Raw genomic sequence first — 17,705 nt, forward strand, 5'->3', positions numbered from 1 at the left:
GGGGAGGGCGGTGGGCTGTCCCCCGGCTGCGTCGAGACCGGCGAGGAAGCCCGCGAGCCAGGCGCGCTGGATCGGCGTCGCCGCTCCGAGGACGGCGTCGAGGCTCGCGCGTTCGCTGTCGTCGAACGGGGCGGTGCGGGGGAGGATCGCTTGTCGTGCCATCGTTAAGCCATGTCGCGCTGCGGGGCCGCGTGTCAACGGGATGTCCGTTTTACAGAACGGCGTCGTGAGAGAAGGAGCTGCCTATGATCGCAGCGCAGAACAGAATTTTATTCTCCAGCGACCACGGAGAGCGTCGGTATGAAACGCCCGTTTGTCGGCGCTGACGGAAGCGGAAGTGCCGTAGTCGACTTCACTTTTTCCATGGCGAATCGCGACGTCACGTTCTTCAGGGGCAAGGTTGCGATAAGCTGCTTATAGAACGTGTCGTAAGCCTGCATATCGGCAACAACGACGCGCAACATGTAATCCACATCGCCCGCCATGCGGTAGAATTCCAGCACTTCCGGCATGGCCGAGACGGTGGAGGCAAAGCGTTCGAGCCAGTCGCGCGAGTGGTCCGACGTCTCGATCGAGACGAAAACGGTGAGGCCGAGGCCCAACTTGACCGGATCAAGGACGGCCACCCGCCGATCGATCACGCCATCCGCTTCGAGACGCTGGATTCGCTTCCAGCAGGGCGTCTGCGACAGGCCTACCTTTTCGCCGATCGTAGCAATCGACAGGGTGGCGTCATTCTGAAGCAACGCCAGGATCTTGAGATCGATCGAGTCCACATTGACCTCGCTTTGCGGTTCCGGTCAGCGGCGCTAGGGTGCGCTAGGGCACGGCGTCGACCAGCGAATTAAGAAGAATATTCCTTCGACGGGCAACCCAAAGGGCCTCCACGCCGCTGCAAACCATATTTACCGCAGCGGGGGAATGCCGCGGTGCGATACCCGCCATGCCTTGACAGCGTTCGTTATAGCGAACATTTCAGGCGTCAGACAAGCGGGCATCTGACAAGGTCGGCGCACGGAACACGCTCATGATTACTTCCCTCGAACGAACGGCGCGGGACCTCGCGTCCACCCTGGCCGGACTCGATCTCAAGGGGCGCCTCCGTGCGATCGAGGCCGCCATCCCCGGCCGGCTGGTCTTCACCACCAGCCTCGGCATCGAGGATCAGGCTCTCACCCACGCCCTGGCCATGGCGAAGGGCCGGACCGAGATCGTCACCCTTGATACGGGCCGGCTCTTTCCCGAGACCTATGATGTCTGGGCGGAGACAGAGTCGGCCTACGGCATCCGTATCCAGGCCTATGCGCCCGAGCGGGTCTCGGAAGAGGCGTTCGTCCGCGGCGAGGGCATCAACGGCTTTCGTCATTCGGTCGCCGCCCGGCAAGCTTGCTGCGGCTTCCGCAAGGTCGAGCCGCTGAGCCGCGCCCTCGATGGCGCCGCCGGATGGTTGACGGGTCTGCGGGCGGGTCAATCCGCGAATCGCTCCGATACGCCCCTTGCGGAAGCCGACGAGGCGCGCGGGCTGATCAAGATCAATCCGCTCGCGGATTGGAGCCGTGCCGATGTCGACCGTTTCGTCATCGACAATTACATTCCCTACAACGTCCTTCACGACCGCGGTTTTCCCTCGATCGGCTGCGCCCCGTGCACGCGCGCCGTCAAGATCGGCGAATCCGAGCGCGCCGGCCGCTGGTGGTGGGAGCAGGAATCCAAGAAGGAATGCGGCCTTCACGTGCATCAGCCCGAGGCGAACGTTCAGCCGGGCCAGGAAGCCGCCGCATTCGAAACGACACCCCGTAACAGCAATCTGGAGATGGCCCGATGAGCGCCGCCACCGCCCTGGCCGCAACGCTGCCCGAGCGTCTGACGCACCTGCAGCGTCTCGAAGCCGAGAGCATCCACATCATGCGGGAGACGGTCGCCGAGACCGAGAACCCGGTGATGCTCTATTCGATCGGCAAGGATTCGTCCGTGCTGCTGCATCTGGCGCTCAAGGCCTTTGCGCCGGGACGCCTGCCGTTCCCGCTGATGCACATCGACACCACGTGGAAGTTTAAGGAGATGATCGCGTTTCGCGATCAGCGCGCCAAAGAGCTCGGCCTCGACCTCATCGTCCATACCAATCAGGAGGGCCTGGCCCGCGGCATCGGCCCGATCAGCCACGGCTCGGAAGTCCATACCGATGTGATGAAGACGCAGGGCCTGCGTCAGGCGCTCGACAAGCACAAGTTCGACGCGGCTTTCGGCGGCGCCCGCCGTGACGAGGAGGCCTCGCGCGCCAAGGAGCGCATCTTCTCCCTGCGGACGGCGCAGCATCGCTGGGACCCGAAGCGCCAGCGGGCCGAGCCCTGGCACCTCTACAACCTCAAGAAGAAGCGCGGCGAATCCCTGCGCGTCTTCCCGATCTCGAATTGGACCGAGCTCGATGTCTGGCTCTACATTGAGCAGGAGCAGATCCCGATCGTGCCGCTCTACTTCGCCAAGCCCCGCCCGGTGGTGGAGCGCGACGGCCAGCTGATCATGGTCGATGACGAGCGCCTGCCGCTGAATCCCGGCGAGACCCCGCAGAACCTGTCCGTGCGCTTCAGGACGCTGGGCGATTATCCGCTCACCGGCGCCGTCGAGAGCGAGGCCGCCACCCTGCCCGAGATCATCGGCGAGACCCTGTCCGCCCGGACCTCGGAACGTCAGGGTCGGGTGATCGACAAGGACGGGTCGGGTGCCATGGAGCGCAAGAAGCAGGAGGGGTATTTCTAAGATGACGATCCACCAGTCACCCGAAGCCTTCGGCTACGACAGCTTCCTTGCCACCCACCAGAGCAAGGAGGTGCTGCGCTTCATCACCTGCGGCTCCGTCGACGATGGCAAGTCGACCCTGATCGGCCGGCTCCTGCACGACACCAAGCAACTCTTCGACGATCAGGTGACGGCCCTGCAGCGTGATTCGCGCAAGCACGGCACGCAAGGCGCCGAGATCGATCTTGCTCTTCTCGTGGACGGTCTCCAGGCCGAGCGCGAACAGGGCATCACCATCGACGTCGCCTACCGGTTCTTCTCCACCGACAAGCGCTCGTTCATCGTCGCTGACACGCCCGGCCACGAGCAATATACCCGCAACATGGCGACCGGCGCCTCCACGGCGGATGTCGCCGTGATCCTGGTGGATGCCCGGCAAGGTCTCACCCGTCAGACCCGGCGGCACGCGCTCCTCGTCTCGCTCCTCGGGATCAAGCGCGTTGCCCTCGCGGTGAACAAGATGGACTTGGTCGGCTGGTCGCAGGACAAGTTCGAGGCGATCACGGCGGCGTTCCATGCGTTCGCGGAGCCGCTGGGCTTCACCGAGATCCGTCCTATCCCGCTTTCGGCCAAGAACGGCGACAACGTCGTCCTGCCCGGAGCGGCCGTGCCCTGGTACACGGGAACGCCGCTGCTCCAGTATCTGGAAGAGGTACCGGTGCGGGTCGAGGAGCAGGCCGCTCCCTTCCGCCTGCCGGTTCAATGGGTGAACCGTCCGAACTCCGACTTCCGCGGATTCTCCGGCCTCATCGCCAGTGGCCGCATCGCGCCGGGCGACGCGATCATCGTCGAGCCCTCGGGCCGCACCTCCACGGTGGCCCGCATCTTCACGGCGGATGGCGACCTGCCGCATGCGGTGGAGGGGCAATCGGTGACCCTCGTCCTCGCCGACGAGATCGATGCCTCGCGCGGCTCGGTGATCGTCACGGCCGATGCGCCCATGCGCGTCACCGACCGTCTCGAGGCCCGCCTGTTCTGGGCGGCCGAGACGGAGCTGCTTCCCGGTTCGACGCTGCTCGCCAAGATCGGCACGGTGACGGTCAACGCCACCGTGACGGCCATCGGGAACCGCATCGATCCCGAGACCGGCAACCCGGCGCCCGCTGCCCGGCTTGTTGCCAACGACATCGCCGATGTGACCCTGAGCCTCGACCGGGCTGTCGCCGTCGATGCTTATGGCGCCAACCGCGACACCGGCGGCTTCATCCTCATCGACCGCGAGACCACCGACACGGCGGCCCTCGGTCTGATCCATGCGGACAAGACCGCCACGACCGTGAAGGACGAGCCGGAATCAACTCGCGCCGCGAAATCCGGCGGAGGGTTCCTGTCGAAGCTGCGTTGGGTCTTCGGCGGTATCTGACTTCCCGACGCGTCTCGTCTCCCGTCGACAAAGCGGCCATCCCAGAGCGTCATCGCGCGGTGGGATGGCCGCTTTGGCATGTCCGGCAGCCTTGCTCGCCTGGGCCACCGGGACTAGGGTCCGCGCGCTTTTCAGAGGGCGCCCGTCGGCGCCCGTCAGACCCTATCGGAGCACGCCATCATGGGCTTTCTCGCCGACGCCCTGTCCAAGGTGAAGCCGTCCGCCACCATCGCGATGACGCAAAAGGCCCGCGAGCTGAAAGCCGGCGGGATGGACGTGATCAGCCTGTCGGTGGGTGAGCCCGATTTCGATACGCCGGACCACATCAAGGAGGCGGCGATCGACGCGATCCGTCGCGGCGAGACCAAGTACACGCCGGTCTCCGGCATCGTGCCCCTGCGCGAAGCGATCGTTAAGAAGTTCAAGCGCGAGAACGGCCTCGACTACAAGGCGTCGCAGACCATCGTCGGCACCGGCGGCAAGCACGTCATCTACAACGCCCTCCTCGCCACGCTGAACCCCGGCGACGAGGTGGTGATCCCGCGGCCCTACTGGGTCTCCTACCCGGAGATGGTGATCCTGTGCGGTGGCACGCCGGTCTTCGCCGACACGGATATGGAGCACGATTTCAAGCTCCAGCCGGAGGAGCTGGAGCGGGTGATCACGCCGAAGACCAAGTGGATCATCCTGAACTCGCCGTCGAACCCCTCCGGCGCGGCCTATGCCCGCGACGAACTCAAGAAGATCACCGATGTGCTGATGCGGCATCCCCATGTCTGGGTGCTCACCGACGACATGTACGAGCACCTCTGCTACGGCGATTTCGAGTTCGTGACCCCGGCCCAGGTGGAGCCCGGCCTCTACGACCGCACGCTGACCATGAACGGCGTCTCGAAGGCCTACGCCATGACCGGCTGGCGCATCGGCTACGCCGCCGGTCCCGAGCACCTCATCAAGGCGATGGATTTCGTCCAGGGACAGCAGACCTCCGGCGCCTCCTCGATCTCGCAATGGGCGGCGGTGGCGGCCCTCGATGGGACACAGGAGCATCTCGGACGTTTCCGCGCCGCCTTCCACGAGCGCCGCGACCTCGTGGTCTCGATGCTGAACCAGACCAAGGGCCTGAAATGCCCGACGCCGGAAGGCGCCTTCTACGTCTATCCGTCCTGCGCCGAGACGATCGGGCGCAAGACCCCGTCGGGCAAGATCATCGAATCCGACGAGGATTTCGTGGTGGAATTGCTGCAAGCGGAAGGCGTCGCTGCCGTCCACGGGTCGGCCTTCGGGCTCGGCCCGAACCTGCGCATCTCCTACGCTACCTCGAACACGGCGCTGGAAGAAGCCTGCAGCCGCATCCAGCGCTTCTGCGGCTCACTGAGCTGAGCCATCGACGAACGATCCCGACTTGACGATTCGCGTCTTACGCGAGTCAGATGCAGGTTGGGTCGTTCTGATCGAAGGAGACGTTCATGGCGACGATCGGTGTCATCGCACCTGGCGCCATGGGCAGTGCGATCGCTGGCCGGCTGCACGGGAGCGGCGCCCGGATCCTCACCGTTCTGGCGGGGCGCAGCGAGGCCACTGTCGCGCGCGCCCGGGAATCCGGCATGGAAGGCGTGGACGAGCCAAGCCTCGCCGAGGCCGACCTCATCCTCTCCATCGTCCCGCCCGCGGAAGCGATGGCCCTGGCCATCCGCTTGTCTCCCATGCTCGCCTCGGCAGGGCGCAAGCCGGTCTATATCGATTGCAACGCCCTCAACGTCGCAACGAAACATGGCGTGGCGGCCGTGATCGGACAGGCCGGCGCGCCCTTCATCGATGCCGCCATCATTGGGGCTCCGCCGAAGCTCAAGGATAAGGGGCCACGGTTCTATGTCTCCGGCAACGATCTCGCAGCGTCGGTGGCGTTGCGCGAGATGGGGCTGGACGTCCGCCCCGTGGAGGGTGGCGTCGGCGCGGCGTCGGCGCTCAAGATGTCCTATGCCGGCATCAACAAGGGGCTGACGGCGCTCGCCGCCGTGATGGTTCTCGCGGCGGGCCGTGCCGGTGCGGCGGAAGCTCTGCATGCCGAACTCGCAGAAAGCGAACCGGAACTGCTCGCACGCTTCTCCCGCGTTCTGCCCGACATGGTGCCGAAAGCCTATCGCTGGGTCGCCGAGATGGACGAGATCGCGAGTTTTCTCGAAAGCGACGATGGGGGCCGGCGAATGTTCGAGGGCGCGGGGCGCATCTACGAACGGCTCGCCGCCAAGGGCGACGGGGACGAGGTCGGACGGCTGAAGGCCTTCGTCGCTGCGGCGGAAAGGCCCTGAGGCAGCCCGGTCGGTTGCCGGCTCGGATCAGGATGTCTACATCGGCCATCCCCGCAACCGATGCGTCCGATGGTTTCGCGAACCCTCTCGGACTGACGTGGTTGCAGGGCTTGTCGTGACGGGGCGGTGCGGACCAGTTCTCTGCGCCGATCCTGTGAGGCCTCGTGGGCCGGGTCGCGGCAGGTGTGTCACGGGCGCGGGGAACAGGAACCGTCGCCGTGGCTGATGGCCCACGCTCATCCTGCGAACGGACGGATCGCGCCATTTCAGGACAGTCACCGAGCAAGGTACGGAGCCAAATGGTTTACTGACTTCTCGCACAAGTGAGATGGGCCGGGGAACCGGTCGCGTTCCTCCGCGTAGTCTCGGGCTTTCCAGCATGCGACGCCTTCTCACCGGCGGCATCAAGGCGATCGTCGCCATTGCCGCGCTTTCCACCGCCGCCCATTGGGCCATGCGCGTGCAGCGCGCGCCCACCGCCGTGCCGGCCCCCGTCGCAGCGGTGAAGGATCCGGTCGCCACCGGTTCGATCCCCACGCGCAGCGCGGAATCCCCGGCTAGCGAACGACCTGCGGACATGACACGCGGTCTCGACCAGAAACACCTCGGCGAATTGTTTTCGGGCGCCACTGGGAACAAGCCGAAGGTCGAGAAGGCCGCCGCCAGACACTGAGCGCGGACGCGTCCACCGTCACGCGATGGTCAAGAGGGCGTGGTTCGGTGCGGCCGACCCGTCGCAACAGGCTGCCGTATGATTGACCGCCCCGCTCTCACCCGCCGCGAAACCATGGCGGGTGCCGCCGCCCTCGCCCTGGCGCCTTCGACGGCGCGGTCGTCGGAGCGCGCGACGGGTTCCGTCTATGAGGTCGTCCCCGGGGGACGGACAGGCATCCCGGACGTCGCCGTCTCGAACGGTCGCGACGTGGTTCGCACCGACGCCCAGGGCCGCTACGCAATCGATGTCTCGGACGGCGACATCGTCTTCGTGGTGAAGCCCGCTGGCTTCGCGCTGCCGCACGACGAGAACAACATTCCGCGTTTCAGCTACATCCACCAACCGCAGGGCACCCCGCCCGATCTGGGCCTGCGCTATCGCGGTATCGATCCGACCGGGCCGCTTCCCGCCTCCATCGACTTCGCACTGACCCGCGAGCCGGAGCCGGCCGCGTTCGACGTGATCCTGTTCACCGATCCGCAGCCGGAAAGCCCGGTGGAGCTCGGCCATGTCCGCGACACGGCGGTGACACGGGTCCTGGGCACGAAGGCCGCCTTCGGCATGACGACGGGCGATATCCTGTTCGACGACCTCTCATTCTACGGCCGCTCGAACCGCATCATCGGGCGCATCGGAATCCCCTGGTTCCATATCGGCGGCAACCACGATCTCAATTTCGAGGCGCCCGACGCCCGCTACAGCCGCGAGACCTACAAGCGAGTCTACGGCGCGCCCTACTATGCCTTCCACCACGGCAAGGCCCTCTTCCTGATGCTCGACACCGTGCATTACCTCGGCGCCGCATCGGGCAACGCCGACGGAGTGGGCCGCTACGAGGGGCGTATCGGCGAGCGGCAACTCACCTTCATCGCCAACATGCTGGCGATGACGCCGAAGGAGACCCTCGTCGTCATCGCCATGCATATCCCGCTTTTTACCGATCTCGACCCGGCTGATCCGCGCCAGAACGTGACGGACCGCGAGCGCCTGCTCGACCTCCTCGGCGACCGTCCCGTGCTCAGCCTCGCCGGCCATACCCATACGACGGAGCACCATTACCCCCGTGCAGGCGGGGCTGGGAGCCACCACCACCACGTCCTCACCGCCGTCTCCGGCTCGTGGTGGAGCGGTCCCTCCACCCGCACCGGCATTCCCTCGGCCGACAGCCGCGACGGGACACCCAACGGCTTCCACACCCTGACCATCGACGGTGCCCGCTACACCACCCGCTACCGTCCGGCTCAGGGTGAGCCCGACGAGAGGATGAGGATCGTGCTGGAGAGTCAGTATCGCGGAGGGGCCGGTGAGGTCCTGCGCGATTATCGCCCGATGCAGACCCTGCGCTCACCGGTACCGCGCGAGAGCGTCGGTGCTACCAATCTGGTGGTGAACGTCTTCGACGGCGGTCCGCGCACCCGCGTCCAGTACCGGGTCGACGACGGCCCCGCCGTCGACATGGTGCGCACGCGGCGGCCGGACCCGTTCGTCGCCGAGGTCTTCCTCCGCTATCCGGAGGTCAAGAAGCCGTGGGTCAAGGCCGAGCCGTCGAGCCATATCTGGGTCGCGCGCCTCGGCGGCGACATTCCGGCCGGCAGCCATCGCATTACCGTCGAGGTCGAGGACGAGTACGGGCGGCCGTTCTCGTCCGGCATGGTCCTCGAAGTCACAAGCGAGGACGGCCCTTCGCGCGGCCGAGAGCGGCGCCCGCCGGTCAGTGGGGTGCGGTTGTAGCAAGGCGCAGAGTCAGGCGGCCAGCCGGCGGGCGCCGTGATTGCCCTCTTGAATCTCCTCGATGATCTTGGCGCAGAAGGCGTCGAGATCGCCCGGATTGCGGCTCGTGACGATGCCCCTGTCGGTCACCACGGCCTCGTCGTGCCATTGGCCGCCGGCATTGATGACATCCGTCCTGATCGACGCGAACGACGTCAGGTTCAGACCCTTCACGACCCCCGCCTCGATCAGCAGCCACGGCGCGTGGCAGATCGCGGCCACCACCTTGCCGGAGGTGAGGAATGTCTTGATCACGTCGAGAGCCTTCGGGTCGAGCCGGAGCTTGTCCGGGTTGATCTGGCCGCCCGGCAGCACGAGGGCATCGTAATCCGCCGGGTCGATGTCCTCCAGGTCCTTGTCGACCGCGACGTTCTTGCCCCAATCCGTCTTGTCCCAGGCACGAATCGATTCCCGCGATTCGCGAGATGTCGGCGAGGCGACGACGACGCTTGCTCCGGCGCTCTTGAGCGTATGAAGCGGAACCGTCAGCTCCGTTTCCTCGAAACCGTCGGTCGCAAGGATGAGAACTTTCGATTGCTTGATGTCGGACATGATTGACCTCCGCACGTCTCTCGAATGATGGCGGAAGAACCGGTCGCGGATGGGACGGGTTCCTGGACCCAGGGCGATGCAATGCAGCCTCGGCCTTAGCGCAAAGCTCGAATCGGCGTTGGGCTGGAACTGGCGACTGCCGGGGCGGGTTTCTTCGGCACACCGACCGATCCACCTCAAAGCGAAGGAGACGCTGCATGGCCAATCCAGGCCTACCGATCCCCGAGCCGCTCCCGGGGGGAATTCCCGGCGACCTGCCGCCCCCGCCGCTGCCGCCCGACGAAGGTCCGGATATCGGGCCGACCGGTCCGCGGACCCCGTATCCCGTCGACGATCCCGGTATCGACGAACCGGCGGGACCGGGCTCCGAGCCCGATTATCTGCCCGGCGGGCCGACGGATCCCGGCGTTCGGATGTGATCGACCGGTCAGTGATCCCCGTGTGACGCGCGGACGTCACGGGGGGCATTGAGGATTTCGGAGAGGCTCGTCGCCACGTGACGGGCCTCTTCGTCCGTCAGTCGCAGCTGGAAGGGTGGGAGCGGCCCCGCCTGGAGCGCGACGACGGCCTGGCCCTTCTCGTCGGTCCCCACCTCGATGGCGGAGGACGTGACTTCGAGCATGGCGATGTCCTCGTCGTTGAGATCGTCCGGAGGGTCGACCTCGTCCGGCTCGTCGATCGCGGTCAGCAGATGCCCCACCGCGCGCACGAGGGCACGGGCTGCGCGGGCATCCATGACGACGGCCGTGGCCTGATCGTCCTTCTGGAACGAGAGCTGGATGTTCGCGCCTTCGAGGGAAACCGAGATGCCCGCCATGAACCGCCTGATTGCGTCGCCTAACTGCCTGGAACCGAACTCATATATGCACGTCGCGGACCGAAAAACACGGGGTTCGCCTCAGGGCTCTCATTGTCAGGCATGAGAGGGTGGTGCGTCGATGCGGCCGCCGAGTTCCGGCCGGATGCCTTGTTGCCGCCGCACAATGCGCCTACATGGATATCAGCGGGCGTCAGTGAGCCGAACGCAACGTGCATCGCACGTCTCACGACCTGCTGATCCCGTCAAATGTAAAAGAGGACCGGCGCCGGGTGTCTCGAGCAGACGCGCGAGTTTGGTCAACGAACGATACGAGGTTCTATTCGTGAATACCGGCACTGTTAAGTGGTTCAACGAAACCAAAGGCTACGGCTTCATTCAGCCCGATGACGGCGGCAAGGACGTGTTCGTTCACATCTCCGCCGTCGAGCGCGCGGGAATGCGCAACCTCATTGAAGGTCAGAAGGTCTCCTACGAGATCCAGACCGACAAGCGCAGCGGCAAGGATTCGGCTGGTAATCTCCAGGCGGCCTGACGCACCCGGCGCCAGCCCTCGGGGCTGGCGTCACCACCGGCGTTGAACGCCGGCTTCATTGGTATCCCGACGCGCTCCTCTGGGGAGACGAGTTCGGTTCAGGGATGACCCATCCGCAACCCCAAAATCTTCTGACTCACTGAACGAGAGGCAAAGCTCGTCGTTTCGCACACCAAGAAAAATTGAAAGATCACAAGAAAACATGTTGTTCGAATATACCCGGCGCCGCGGCGTCCGTTCGCCCATCACCGATGCGGCGACATTCAAGGTAGGAAAGCTGAAGCAGACGACGTCGCGTGAAGCGCAGGACATCGACCTCAGCCACCTCATCGACACCTCTTACAATTACCATTCGCCCCGTGAATTGCGCTGGCATCTGGCCGAGCGGCTGGGCGTAGCTCCCGACGTGGTCGCGGTTCGCGAACACGCCTGATCGGGGCACTTTAACGCCGGGGATATCCTCCTTGCGCTCCATGACGTTTTACGCCGAGTTCCTCACCGGGCTCGGCGTTCGCGTGTCCGGAGTCCGTCTCCCCCATAGCCCGATGCGGCTCATGGGGAGGCGCCACGAGACGACATCATCCCCGGGCCAGCGCCGCGACGACATCGTCGCGCAGACCGTCCGACATCGCGATGAGGGCACCGTGGACGGGGTCCGGCCGGTTATAGGTCGTGCGGGTTCCCTTCAGGTCGCTCACCGAGCCCCCGGCCTCGCGCAGGAGCAGGTCCGCCCCGGCGAGATCCCAATCGCGCGCGTCGGAGGAGACCAGACCGACATCGATCGATCCTTCGGCGACCCGTGCCACCCGCAAGGCGAGGGACGGCACGCGCGGGACGATATGGACATCGAGGGCTTCGCCGTTCGTCGAGCCGCCGCGGGCGAGTTTGTCGATCATCGGTTTCGGTCCGGTCATCTTGGCGCCCGTGAGTCCGGCCTGGGTCGAGACAGACAGCGGCACGCCGTTGCAGGTCGCCCCGCCTCCGGCCACGGCCTCGTAGAACCGGTCGGTCACCGGCGCGTGGACGAAGCCGAGGATCGGTTGTCCGCCCGCGAGCAGCGCCACCGAGATCGACCAGTCCGGATGGCCGGTAAGAAAGGCCCGCGTCCCGTCGATGGGATCGACGATCCAGACGAGGTCCGAGCCGAGCCGGATGGCATCGTCGCTGGTTTCCTCCGAAAGCCACGCGGCCGCCGGCAGGAGCGCGCTGAGGCGGATCTTCAGGAACGTATCAACCGCGACGTCGGCTTCCGTCACCGGCGAACCGCCGGCTTTCGACCATGTCCGCGCGGTCGTCTGCGCCCCCGACCTGAAGAAGGGGAGGGCCAGGGATGCCGCCTCACGGATCGCCTCCCTGAGGGCGGGAAGCAGCGCCTGGGCAGCTTTGGTCGACATCGTGTCGGACATGCGTCTCCGGATCGTCGGGGTTCTATCGGTGGCGGTGGCGAATCGGTCTTCGCCGCGCAGGGCGGTGCAAGGGATCGATTCCTTTGTAGGGTGCGCCTGCGATGCCCACAAGGATCGCTCGCGGGCGATGTCCCCGGATCCTGACGAATGCGGCAAGGAAGTGTTGAGCATTCCAAACGCTTCCCAGCCATCCACCATCGCTTAACTCTGGCTATTAAGGTGGTTTGAGGAGGTTAGACGTAAATCTGCTTGTCATAAGAGGCGGCCCTCAAGAGGCCGACCACACCAACAGGGCGTCGATCCGATGAACACTTTCTCAAGCATGAACCAGACCGAGACACTTGTCGGCATCGTCGCGGATACATGCCTTCAGGACGGTGTCACGCTGCCCACCGTTGCGTTTTCTCGTTCGCCGCTTCCGATCACCGGCCGTATCTCCGGCGGCACCGAGGCCGTCGGCGTCGCCCTGGCCTTCGCCTCCGAGGACAGCGATGCGTGCGACGAGGACCGGTTCGCGCTCCTCCTGGTGGATGGCGCAGGCACCACGCTGGGCCGCCTCGGCCCCTACGGTGACGACGACGTCGTGGCGATCTGGCGCGATTGCTCGGCCCGCACGGGCCTGCCGCGGATGATCGTCCGGGAAGATGGCACCCTCGTCGTCGTGTCCCGCCAGCTCGGCCGGGTCGCCCTCGGCACCACCCGCGCCCGCCGCCGCCACGGCCTCCTCAACGGCCGCCGCCCGCGCTTCCTCGTCCGCCGCAAGACCGGCGTGCTTCCGGTGCGTCCGCTGATCTATCGCGGCGAGAGCGAGATCGTCGGCGGCGCCCTGTCCTGAGATCGGATCGGGCTCAGGACAGGCCCTGCCAAACGGCATCCGCCGCCAGTCCGGCAAAGAGGATCAACCCGGCATCGCGGTTGGAGCGGAAGAGCGTCAGCGCCCCGCGCCCGTCGCCGGGTTTCATACGGACGACCTGCCATCCGAGATGGAGGGCGAAGAGAGTGACGCCGAGGGCACCCATGGGACCGGCCCCCGCCAGGGTCGATGCGGCGGCGATGGCCGCGACCGAACCGGCGTAGCAGAGGCCGATGGCCGGTCTCAAACCGCGTCCGAACAGGCGGGCCGAGGAGCGGATGCCGGCGATCTCGTCGTCCTCGATATCCTGCACCGCGTAGATCGTATCGTAGCCGACGACCCACGCCACCGTGCCGAGATAGAGCAGCAGCGCCGGGACGCCGAGATCGCCGAAGGCGGCGACCCAGCCCATCAGCGCGCCCCATGAGAAAGCGAGGCCGAGCACCGCCTGGGGCATCGACATCACCCGTTTCATGAACGGATAGATCGCCACCGGCAGGAGCGACGCCATGCCGACGAGGATGGCGGTCGAATTGAACTGCAGTAGCACCGCCAGCCCCACCAGCGCCTGCAGCACCAGAAAGATCGCGGCGGAGCGTGTCCGTACCTGCCCGGAGGGGAGGGGACGCGAGCGCGTACGCTCCACCTGAGCGTCGAGATCGCGATCGGCGATGTCGTTATAGGTTGACCCCGCCCCCCTCATGGCGATGGCGCCGATGAGGAACAGGACGAGATGGGCCGGGTCCGGAAACGGCTTGTGACCGGCGAGCGCCGCAAGCGCCGCCGACCACCAGCACGGCAGCAGCAGCAGCCACCATCCGATCGGCCGGTCGATCCGGGCCAGCCGGAGATAGGGGCGCAGGCCGCGCGGGGCGAGACGATCGACCCAGTGCCCGGCGACCGCATCCGCGACCCGGCCATCCGCACCGTGCCGGGAGGTCACGCCCGCCATGCGGAAGCGAGGCCCTGGAGCGGCGATTCAGCCAAGGCTCAGAGCGCGCCCTGCGGCATCTTCAGGCTGCCGGTGAGGCCGGGGCCGCCGAGCATGCCGCCACCACCACCGCCGCCACCGTTCTGGGCCTGCGCCCGTGCCTGGGCTTCCATCTTCGAGGCCTGGGCGGCGACGCCGCAGATCTTGGTGCGAATACCGGCGACCTTGAGGTGGTCGGCCTTGAAGCCTTCGGCGAAGGAATCGGGGATCGAGCACCATTCCTTGTTGGCAGCGATCCACTTGACGCCCTCGTTGCCGTTGGCCTGCAGCTTGCCGAACAGGGCACAGGCTTCGGCCGGCGTCATCTTCTTCTTCGAGTTCGAGGCGGCATTCGCCTTGGCCACGAGATCCTTGCGCGACTGGAGCGTCTTCTGGATGTCGCCGCATTCCGCGTTCTGCGCGAAAGCAGGGCCGGCGAGGAGGGCGGAACCGAGAAGGGCTCCGGCGACCGCCGCGATGGTCTTCGATGACATTAGCTAGGCTTCCCTCTCCCCCAATCCCCACCGGCGCCTGATTCGTGGCCGCCGGAGCGATTGCCTATCCTGCGAGATGTCTCGCCATAGGAATGTGGCGTCTTTCAAGACGTAAACGGGCGGTAAGACACGCGCTTGGGGAAACACGACATAATCCGGCGCTGTTGCGCTTCCGCATCACCCCGGCCTCCGTCGCGCGTTGACAGGTGTGGTGCCGCGAGCGACCACCCCGATCCATGGCACATTACGACTTCACCGCCCCGCGCCTCTTCGTCGAGCCGGACCTCCGCGAAGGAACGGTTCTCCCGCTGGAACGCGCGCAGGCGAACTACCTGCTCAACGTCTTGCGACGCGGCCCGGACGATCCTGTCCTCGTTTTCAACGGACGCGACGGCGAGTGGCGCGCCCGCATCGCCCAGAACGGCCGCAAGAGCGCGGAACTGATCGTCGTCGAGCGTCTGCGCCCGCAGTCCGAACGGGCGGATCTGCACTACCTCTTCGCGCCGTTAAAGACCGCACGGCTGGATTATCTGGCCCAGAAAGCGGTGGAGATGGGCGCCGGCACCATCCGCCCCGTCTTCACCCGCTACACCCAGGGCGAGCGGATCAACCTGGATCGCCTGCGCGCCAACGCCATCGAGGCGGCCGAGCAATGCGGCATCCTGGCGATTCCCGATCTTCCCGAGGCGGTCCGGCTTCCCGTCGCCCTCGCGGAGCTCGACCCCGCGCGCCTCCTCGTCTTCTGCGACGAGGACGCCCCGGTCACCGACCCGATCGCTGCCCTGCGCGAGGCGGCGGATGCGGCGGCGCCACCGCCGCTCGCCGTGCTGATCGGGCCCGAGGGCGGGTTCTCGCCCGAGGAAAGGGAAATGATCGCCGCCCGGCCGAACACCGTGGCCCTGTCGCTCGGACCACGCATCCTGCGCGCGGACACGGCCGCCGTCGTGGCGCTGGCTCTGGTGCAGTCTGTGCTCGGCGACACACGCTGAGCGGGCCTCTCTTAGCCTACGTTGTTCATGCCTCGCCGCTGGACTAAGGAGTCGCCATCTCTTCAGGGGGCTCCTCCGCTGCGGTCCGGCGTGCCTCTCACCACAAACGACCTTCACCACGAGGCAGCGCATGGCGCGCGATACGTCCGACACCACACCGCTGACGAAGCGGGACGAACTGATCGCATGGTTCGCCGAGGGCGAAAAACCGCGCGAAAGCTTCGCCGTCGGTACCGAGCACGAGAAGGTCCCGTTCTACCGGGACGGCAACAGCCCCGTCCCCTACGAGGGCGAGACCGGCATCCGCGCCCTGCTCGAAGGCGTGGCGCGCGAAACCGGTTGGGAGGCGATCGAAGATGCGGGCCACCTGATCGGCCTTGCCGGCGCGGATGGCGGCGCGATCTCCCTGGAGCCCGGCGGGCAGTTTGAACTGTCCGGCGCACCGCTCCCGGACGTCCACGCAACCGAGCGTGAGCTGCGCATCCATCTCGAAGCCACCGCGCGGGCGGCCGATCCCCTCGGTATCGGCTTCCTCGACCTCGGCATGAGCCCGAAATGGACCCGCGAGGGCACGCCGGTCATGCCCAAGAGCCGCTACAAGATCATGGCCGGCTACATGCCGAAGGTCGGCTCCCTCGGCCTCGACATGATGCTGCGCACCGCCACCGTCCAGGTGAATCTCGATTTCTCCTCCGAGGCCGACATGGTGGCCAAGATGCGGGTCGCCCTGGCGCTGCAGCCAGTGGCGACGGCGTTGTTCGCCAACTCCCCCTTCACCGATGGCCGCCCCAACGGCTTCCTCTCCCGCCGCTCCGAGATCTGGCGGGACACCGATGCCGACCGGACCGGCATGCTGCCCCGCGCCTTCGAGGCCGGGTTCGGCTACGAGGCCTATGCAGACTGGCTGCTCGACATGCCGATGTATTTCGTCAAGCGCGGCGAGACCTATCACGACGTCAGCGGCGCGTCGTTCCGCGACCTCATGGACGGGCGCCTCGCGGCTCTACCCGGCGAGCGGGCCACGATGTCCGACTGGGCCAACCACGCCTCCACCGCTTTCCCCGAGGTGAGGCTGAAGCGCTACATCGAGATGCGTGGTTCGGATGTGGGCGGCGCGGACATGATCGTCGCGCAGGCGGCATTCTGGGTCGGCCTACTCTACGACGAGGCCGGGCTCGCCGCGGCCTGGGACATCGCCAAGGCCTGGAGCGCCTCCGAGCGGGAATGCCTGCGCGCCATGGTCCCCCGCCTCGGCCTCGCCACGCCGATCGCGGGCCGTAGTCTCGGAACCGTGGCGGCGGAAGCCTTGGCCATCGCCCGCAAGGGCCTCGAAGCACGCGGGCGCCGCGATGAACAGGGGCGCGACGAGACGCATCATCTGCAACCTTTGGAAGCCATCGTCGCAAGCGGCCGCTCGCGGGCGGAGGACAGGCTCGCCGATTACGAAGGTTCCTGGCGCCGCTCGGTGGAGCCGGCCTTCACCGAATGCGTGTTCTGAAGAGACGCTATTGACTATGAAACCATGTCCGCCCGTCACGACAATTGTGCCGGGGCACACGTCCGGCCGATAGTGCCTCGTCTGTTCCGGAACGGTTCATCGGAGATGGTGTTTTTACGGATCAGGTTCACTCGATTTAGGAGATCGCACGCATGTCGCGCATCATGTCCCTGGTCCTTGCCGGTTCGACCGCCGTCGGTCTGGCGGCAGCTCCTCTCTCCGGCGCGCGGGCTGCCCCGATGCCCGCGCTGACCTCGGCGCAGGTCGCCGGCAGCGGTTCGGCGGTGGAGACCGTGCGCTACGGCCGTTATTACGGCGGCGGCTACGGCTATCGCCGCGGTTATTACGGCGGCGGCTATCGCCGTGGTCCCGGTATCGGTGGAGCCCTCGCGGCCGGCGCCGCTCTGGGCATCATCGGCGGCGCCATCGCGGCGAGCCAGGCTCCCCGCTACGGCTATTACGACGGCGGCTACGCACCCGCCTACGGGTATGCCCCGGCCTATGGCTACGCACCCGCTTATGGCTACGCCCCGGGCTACGGCTATCCCGCTTACGGTTACTGACATCATCCACCGAGCCTCGTCCTCGGCTCAGGCCCCGCTCCTGGCTCCAGCCTCGGGCGGGGCTTTTCGTAT

The 17,705-nt window shown here is 66.4% G+C and carries 20 protein-coding genes; 14 read left to right on the forward strand and 6 right to left on the reverse strand.

The features are described 5' to 3' along the window. Positions 1-269: 269 nt before the first annotated feature. Positions 270-776 carry an Lrp/AsnC family transcriptional regulator gene (locus tag FPV16_RS24315; RefSeq protein ID WP_056144005.1) on the reverse strand — a complete coding sequence of 169 codons (507 nt, stop codon included), beginning with the start codon at positions 774-776 and terminating at the stop codon, positions 270-272. A gap of 251 nt (positions 777-1,027) precedes the next feature. Here FPV16_RS24315 and FPV16_RS24320 point away from each other — a divergent pair, with 251 nt between their 5' ends. From FPV16_RS24320 to FPV16_RS24350, 7 genes are all read left to right on the forward strand, one after another. After that, on the forward strand, positions 1,028-1,825 hold the full coding sequence (locus tag FPV16_RS24320; protein ID WP_227441101.1) for a phosphoadenylyl-sulfate reductase: 798 nt from the start codon (positions 1,028-1,030) through the stop codon (positions 1,823-1,825). Next, positions 1,822-2,757, forward strand: a complete 936-nt coding sequence (gene cysD / locus FPV16_RS24325) for a sulfate adenylyltransferase subunit CysD (protein WP_027174447.1) — start codon at positions 1,822-1,824, stop codon at positions 2,755-2,757. The genes FPV16_RS24320 and cysD overlap by 4 nt, the downstream gene beginning before the upstream one ends. A 1-nt stretch (position 2,758) precedes the next feature. Beyond that, complete coding sequence (gene cysN, locus FPV16_RS24330) at positions 2,759-4,159, forward strand: sulfate adenylyltransferase subunit CysN (RefSeq protein WP_227441102.1); 1,401 nt, start codon at positions 2,759-2,761, stop codon at positions 4,157-4,159. Between the two features lie 180 nt (positions 4,160-4,339). Further along, positions 4,340-5,542, forward strand: a complete 1,203-nt coding sequence (locus FPV16_RS24335; RefSeq protein ID WP_227441103.1) for a pyridoxal phosphate-dependent aminotransferase — start codon at positions 4,340-4,342, stop codon at positions 5,540-5,542. Positions 5,543-5,628: 86 nt separating this feature from the next. Continuing rightward, positions 5,629-6,471, forward strand: a complete 843-nt coding sequence (locus tag FPV16_RS24340; protein WP_227441104.1) for an NAD(P)-dependent oxidoreductase — start codon at positions 5,629-5,631, stop codon at positions 6,469-6,471. A gap of 379 nt (positions 6,472-6,850) precedes the next feature. Next, a complete protein-coding gene (locus tag FPV16_RS24345; RefSeq protein ID WP_227441105.1) occupies positions 6,851-7,144 on the forward strand; it encodes a hypothetical protein in 294 nt (97 codons plus the stop codon). A 78-nt stretch (positions 7,145-7,222) separates the two neighbouring features. After that, positions 7,223-8,917, forward strand: a complete 1,695-nt coding sequence (locus FPV16_RS24350) for a calcineurin-like phosphoesterase C-terminal domain-containing protein (protein ID WP_227441106.1) — start codon at positions 7,223-7,225, stop codon at positions 8,915-8,917. Between the two features lie 12 nt (positions 8,918-8,929). Here the strand turns inward: FPV16_RS24350 and FPV16_RS24355 are convergent, their stop codons facing one another. Next, positions 8,930-9,508, reverse strand: coding sequence for a type 1 glutamine amidotransferase domain-containing protein (locus FPV16_RS24355; protein WP_227441107.1), 579 nt, complete (start codon positions 9,506-9,508; stop codon positions 8,930-8,932). A gap of 197 nt (positions 9,509-9,705) precedes the next feature. Between FPV16_RS24355 and FPV16_RS24360 the strand changes: the two genes are divergently transcribed. Beyond that, positions 9,706-9,927: a hypothetical protein gene (locus tag FPV16_RS24360; protein ID WP_227441108.1), complete on the forward strand. Its 222-nt coding sequence runs from the start codon at positions 9,706-9,708 to the stop codon at positions 9,925-9,927. An 8-nt stretch (positions 9,928-9,935) separates the two neighbouring features. Here the strand turns inward: FPV16_RS24360 and FPV16_RS24365 are convergent, their stop codons facing one another. After that, positions 9,936-10,325, reverse strand: coding sequence for a hypothetical protein (locus tag FPV16_RS24365; RefSeq protein ID WP_027174440.1), 390 nt, complete (start codon positions 10,323-10,325; stop codon positions 9,936-9,938). Between the two features lie 325 nt (positions 10,326-10,650). On the opposite strand from FPV16_RS24365, the gene FPV16_RS24370 reads away from it, so the two are divergent. Then, complete coding sequence (locus tag FPV16_RS24370; RefSeq protein WP_026175704.1) at positions 10,651-10,860, forward strand: cold-shock protein; 210 nt, start codon at positions 10,651-10,653, stop codon at positions 10,858-10,860. A gap of 202 nt (positions 10,861-11,062) precedes the next feature. Further along, entirely contained in the window at positions 11,063-11,293 is a 231-nt protein-coding gene (locus FPV16_RS24375) for a hypothetical protein (protein WP_018042523.1), read from the forward strand. 145 nt (positions 11,294-11,438) lie between these two features. Here FPV16_RS24375 and FPV16_RS24380 read toward each other — a convergent pair whose 3' ends face one another. Then, positions 11,439-12,266, reverse strand: coding sequence for a 3'(2'),5'-bisphosphate nucleotidase CysQ (locus FPV16_RS24380; RefSeq protein WP_227441109.1), 828 nt, complete (start codon positions 12,264-12,266; stop codon positions 11,439-11,441). A gap of 304 nt (positions 12,267-12,570) precedes the next feature. Here FPV16_RS24380 and FPV16_RS24385 point away from each other — a divergent pair, with 304 nt between their 5' ends. Continuing rightward, positions 12,571-13,101 carry a DUF6101 family protein gene (locus tag FPV16_RS24385; protein ID WP_227441110.1) on the forward strand — a complete coding sequence of 177 codons (531 nt, stop codon included), beginning with the start codon at positions 12,571-12,573 and terminating at the stop codon, positions 13,099-13,101. Between the two features lie 13 nt (positions 13,102-13,114). On the opposite strand, the gene ubiA is transcribed toward FPV16_RS24385, so the two are convergent. Then, on the reverse strand, positions 13,115-14,071 hold the full coding sequence (ubiA, locus tag FPV16_RS24390) for a 4-hydroxybenzoate octaprenyltransferase (RefSeq protein WP_227441111.1): 957 nt from the start codon (positions 14,069-14,071) through the stop codon (positions 13,115-13,117). Positions 14,072-14,109: 38 nt separating this feature from the next. Then, entirely contained in the window at positions 14,110-14,583 is a 474-nt protein-coding gene (locus FPV16_RS24395; protein ID WP_027174435.1) for a hypothetical protein, read from the reverse strand. Positions 14,584-14,819: 236 nt separating this feature from the next. Here FPV16_RS24395 and FPV16_RS24400 point away from each other — a divergent pair, with 236 nt between their 5' ends. From FPV16_RS24400 to FPV16_RS24410, 3 genes are all read left to right on the forward strand, one after another. After that, positions 14,820-15,572 (forward strand): 16S rRNA (uracil(1498)-N(3))-methyltransferase, encoded by a 753-nt coding sequence (locus FPV16_RS24400; RefSeq protein WP_227441112.1) that lies wholly within the window; start codon positions 14,820-14,822, stop codon positions 15,570-15,572. A 130-nt stretch (positions 15,573-15,702) separates the two neighbouring features. Then, on the forward strand, positions 15,703-17,070 hold the full coding sequence (locus FPV16_RS24405; RefSeq protein ID WP_227441113.1) for a glutamate--cysteine ligase: 1,368 nt from the start codon (positions 15,703-15,705) through the stop codon (positions 17,068-17,070). Between the two features lie 152 nt (positions 17,071-17,222). Beyond that, on the forward strand, positions 17,223-17,633 hold the full coding sequence (locus tag FPV16_RS24410) for a hypothetical protein (RefSeq protein WP_227441114.1): 411 nt from the start codon (positions 17,223-17,225) through the stop codon (positions 17,631-17,633). Positions 17,634-17,705: the final 72 nt, after the last annotated feature.

This window comes from Methylobacterium sp. W2 (genome assembly GCF_020662345.1).
In the GTDB taxonomy this organism is placed as follows: Bacteria; Pseudomonadota; Alphaproteobacteria; order Rhizobiales; family Beijerinckiaceae; genus Methylobacterium.

Excerpts from the sequence above, each read along its gene's own strand:
- FPV16_RS24320 (WP_227441101.1), top strand. The coding sequence starts at position 1,028 with ATGATTACTTCCCTCGAACGAACGGCGCGGGACCTCGCGTCCACCCTG.
- cysD (WP_027174447.1), top strand. The coding sequence starts at position 1,822 with ATGAGCGCCGCCACCGCCCTGGCCGCAACGCTGCCCGAGCGTCTGACG.
- cysN (WP_227441102.1), top strand. The coding sequence starts at position 2,759 with ATGACGATCCACCAGTCACCCGAAGCCTTCGGCTACGACAGCTTCCTT.
- FPV16_RS24335 (WP_227441103.1), top strand. The coding sequence starts at position 4,340 with ATGGGCTTTCTCGCCGACGCCCTGTCCAAGGTGAAGCCGTCCGCCACC.
- FPV16_RS24340 (WP_227441104.1), top strand. The coding sequence starts at position 5,629 with ATGGCGACGATCGGTGTCATCGCACCTGGCGCCATGGGCAGTGCGATC.
- FPV16_RS24345 (WP_227441105.1), top strand. The coding sequence starts at position 6,851 with ATGCGACGCCTTCTCACCGGCGGCATCAAGGCGATCGTCGCCATTGCC.
- FPV16_RS24350 (WP_227441106.1), top strand. The coding sequence starts at position 7,223 with ATGATTGACCGCCCCGCTCTCACCCGCCGCGAAACCATGGCGGGTGCC.
- FPV16_RS24355 (WP_227441107.1), bottom strand. The coding sequence starts at position 9,508 with ATGTCCGACATCAAGCAATCGAAAGTTCTCATCCTTGCGACCGACGGT.
- FPV16_RS24360 (WP_227441108.1), top strand. The coding sequence starts at position 9,706 with ATGGCCAATCCAGGCCTACCGATCCCCGAGCCGCTCCCGGGGGGAATT.
- FPV16_RS24365 (WP_027174440.1), bottom strand. The coding sequence starts at position 10,325 with ATGGCGGGCATCTCGGTTTCCCTCGAAGGCGCGAACATCCAGCTCTCG.
- FPV16_RS24375 (WP_018042523.1), top strand. The coding sequence starts at position 11,063 with ATGTTGTTCGAATATACCCGGCGCCGCGGCGTCCGTTCGCCCATCACC.
- FPV16_RS24380 (WP_227441109.1), bottom strand. The coding sequence starts at position 12,266 with ATGTCCGACACGATGTCGACCAAAGCTGCCCAGGCGCTGCTTCCCGCC.
- FPV16_RS24385 (WP_227441110.1), top strand. The coding sequence starts at position 12,571 with ATGAACACTTTCTCAAGCATGAACCAGACCGAGACACTTGTCGGCATC.
- ubiA (WP_227441111.1), bottom strand. The coding sequence starts at position 14,071 with ATGGCGGGCGTGACCTCCCGGCACGGTGCGGATGGCCGGGTCGCGGAT.
- FPV16_RS24395 (WP_027174435.1), bottom strand. The coding sequence starts at position 14,583 with ATGTCATCGAAGACCATCGCGGCGGTCGCCGGAGCCCTTCTCGGTTCC.
- FPV16_RS24400 (WP_227441112.1), top strand. The coding sequence starts at position 14,820 with ATGGCACATTACGACTTCACCGCCCCGCGCCTCTTCGTCGAGCCGGAC.
- FPV16_RS24405 (WP_227441113.1), top strand. The coding sequence starts at position 15,703 with ATGGCGCGCGATACGTCCGACACCACACCGCTGACGAAGCGGGACGAA.
- FPV16_RS24410 (WP_227441114.1), top strand. The coding sequence starts at position 17,223 with ATGTCGCGCATCATGTCCCTGGTCCTTGCCGGTTCGACCGCCGTCGGT.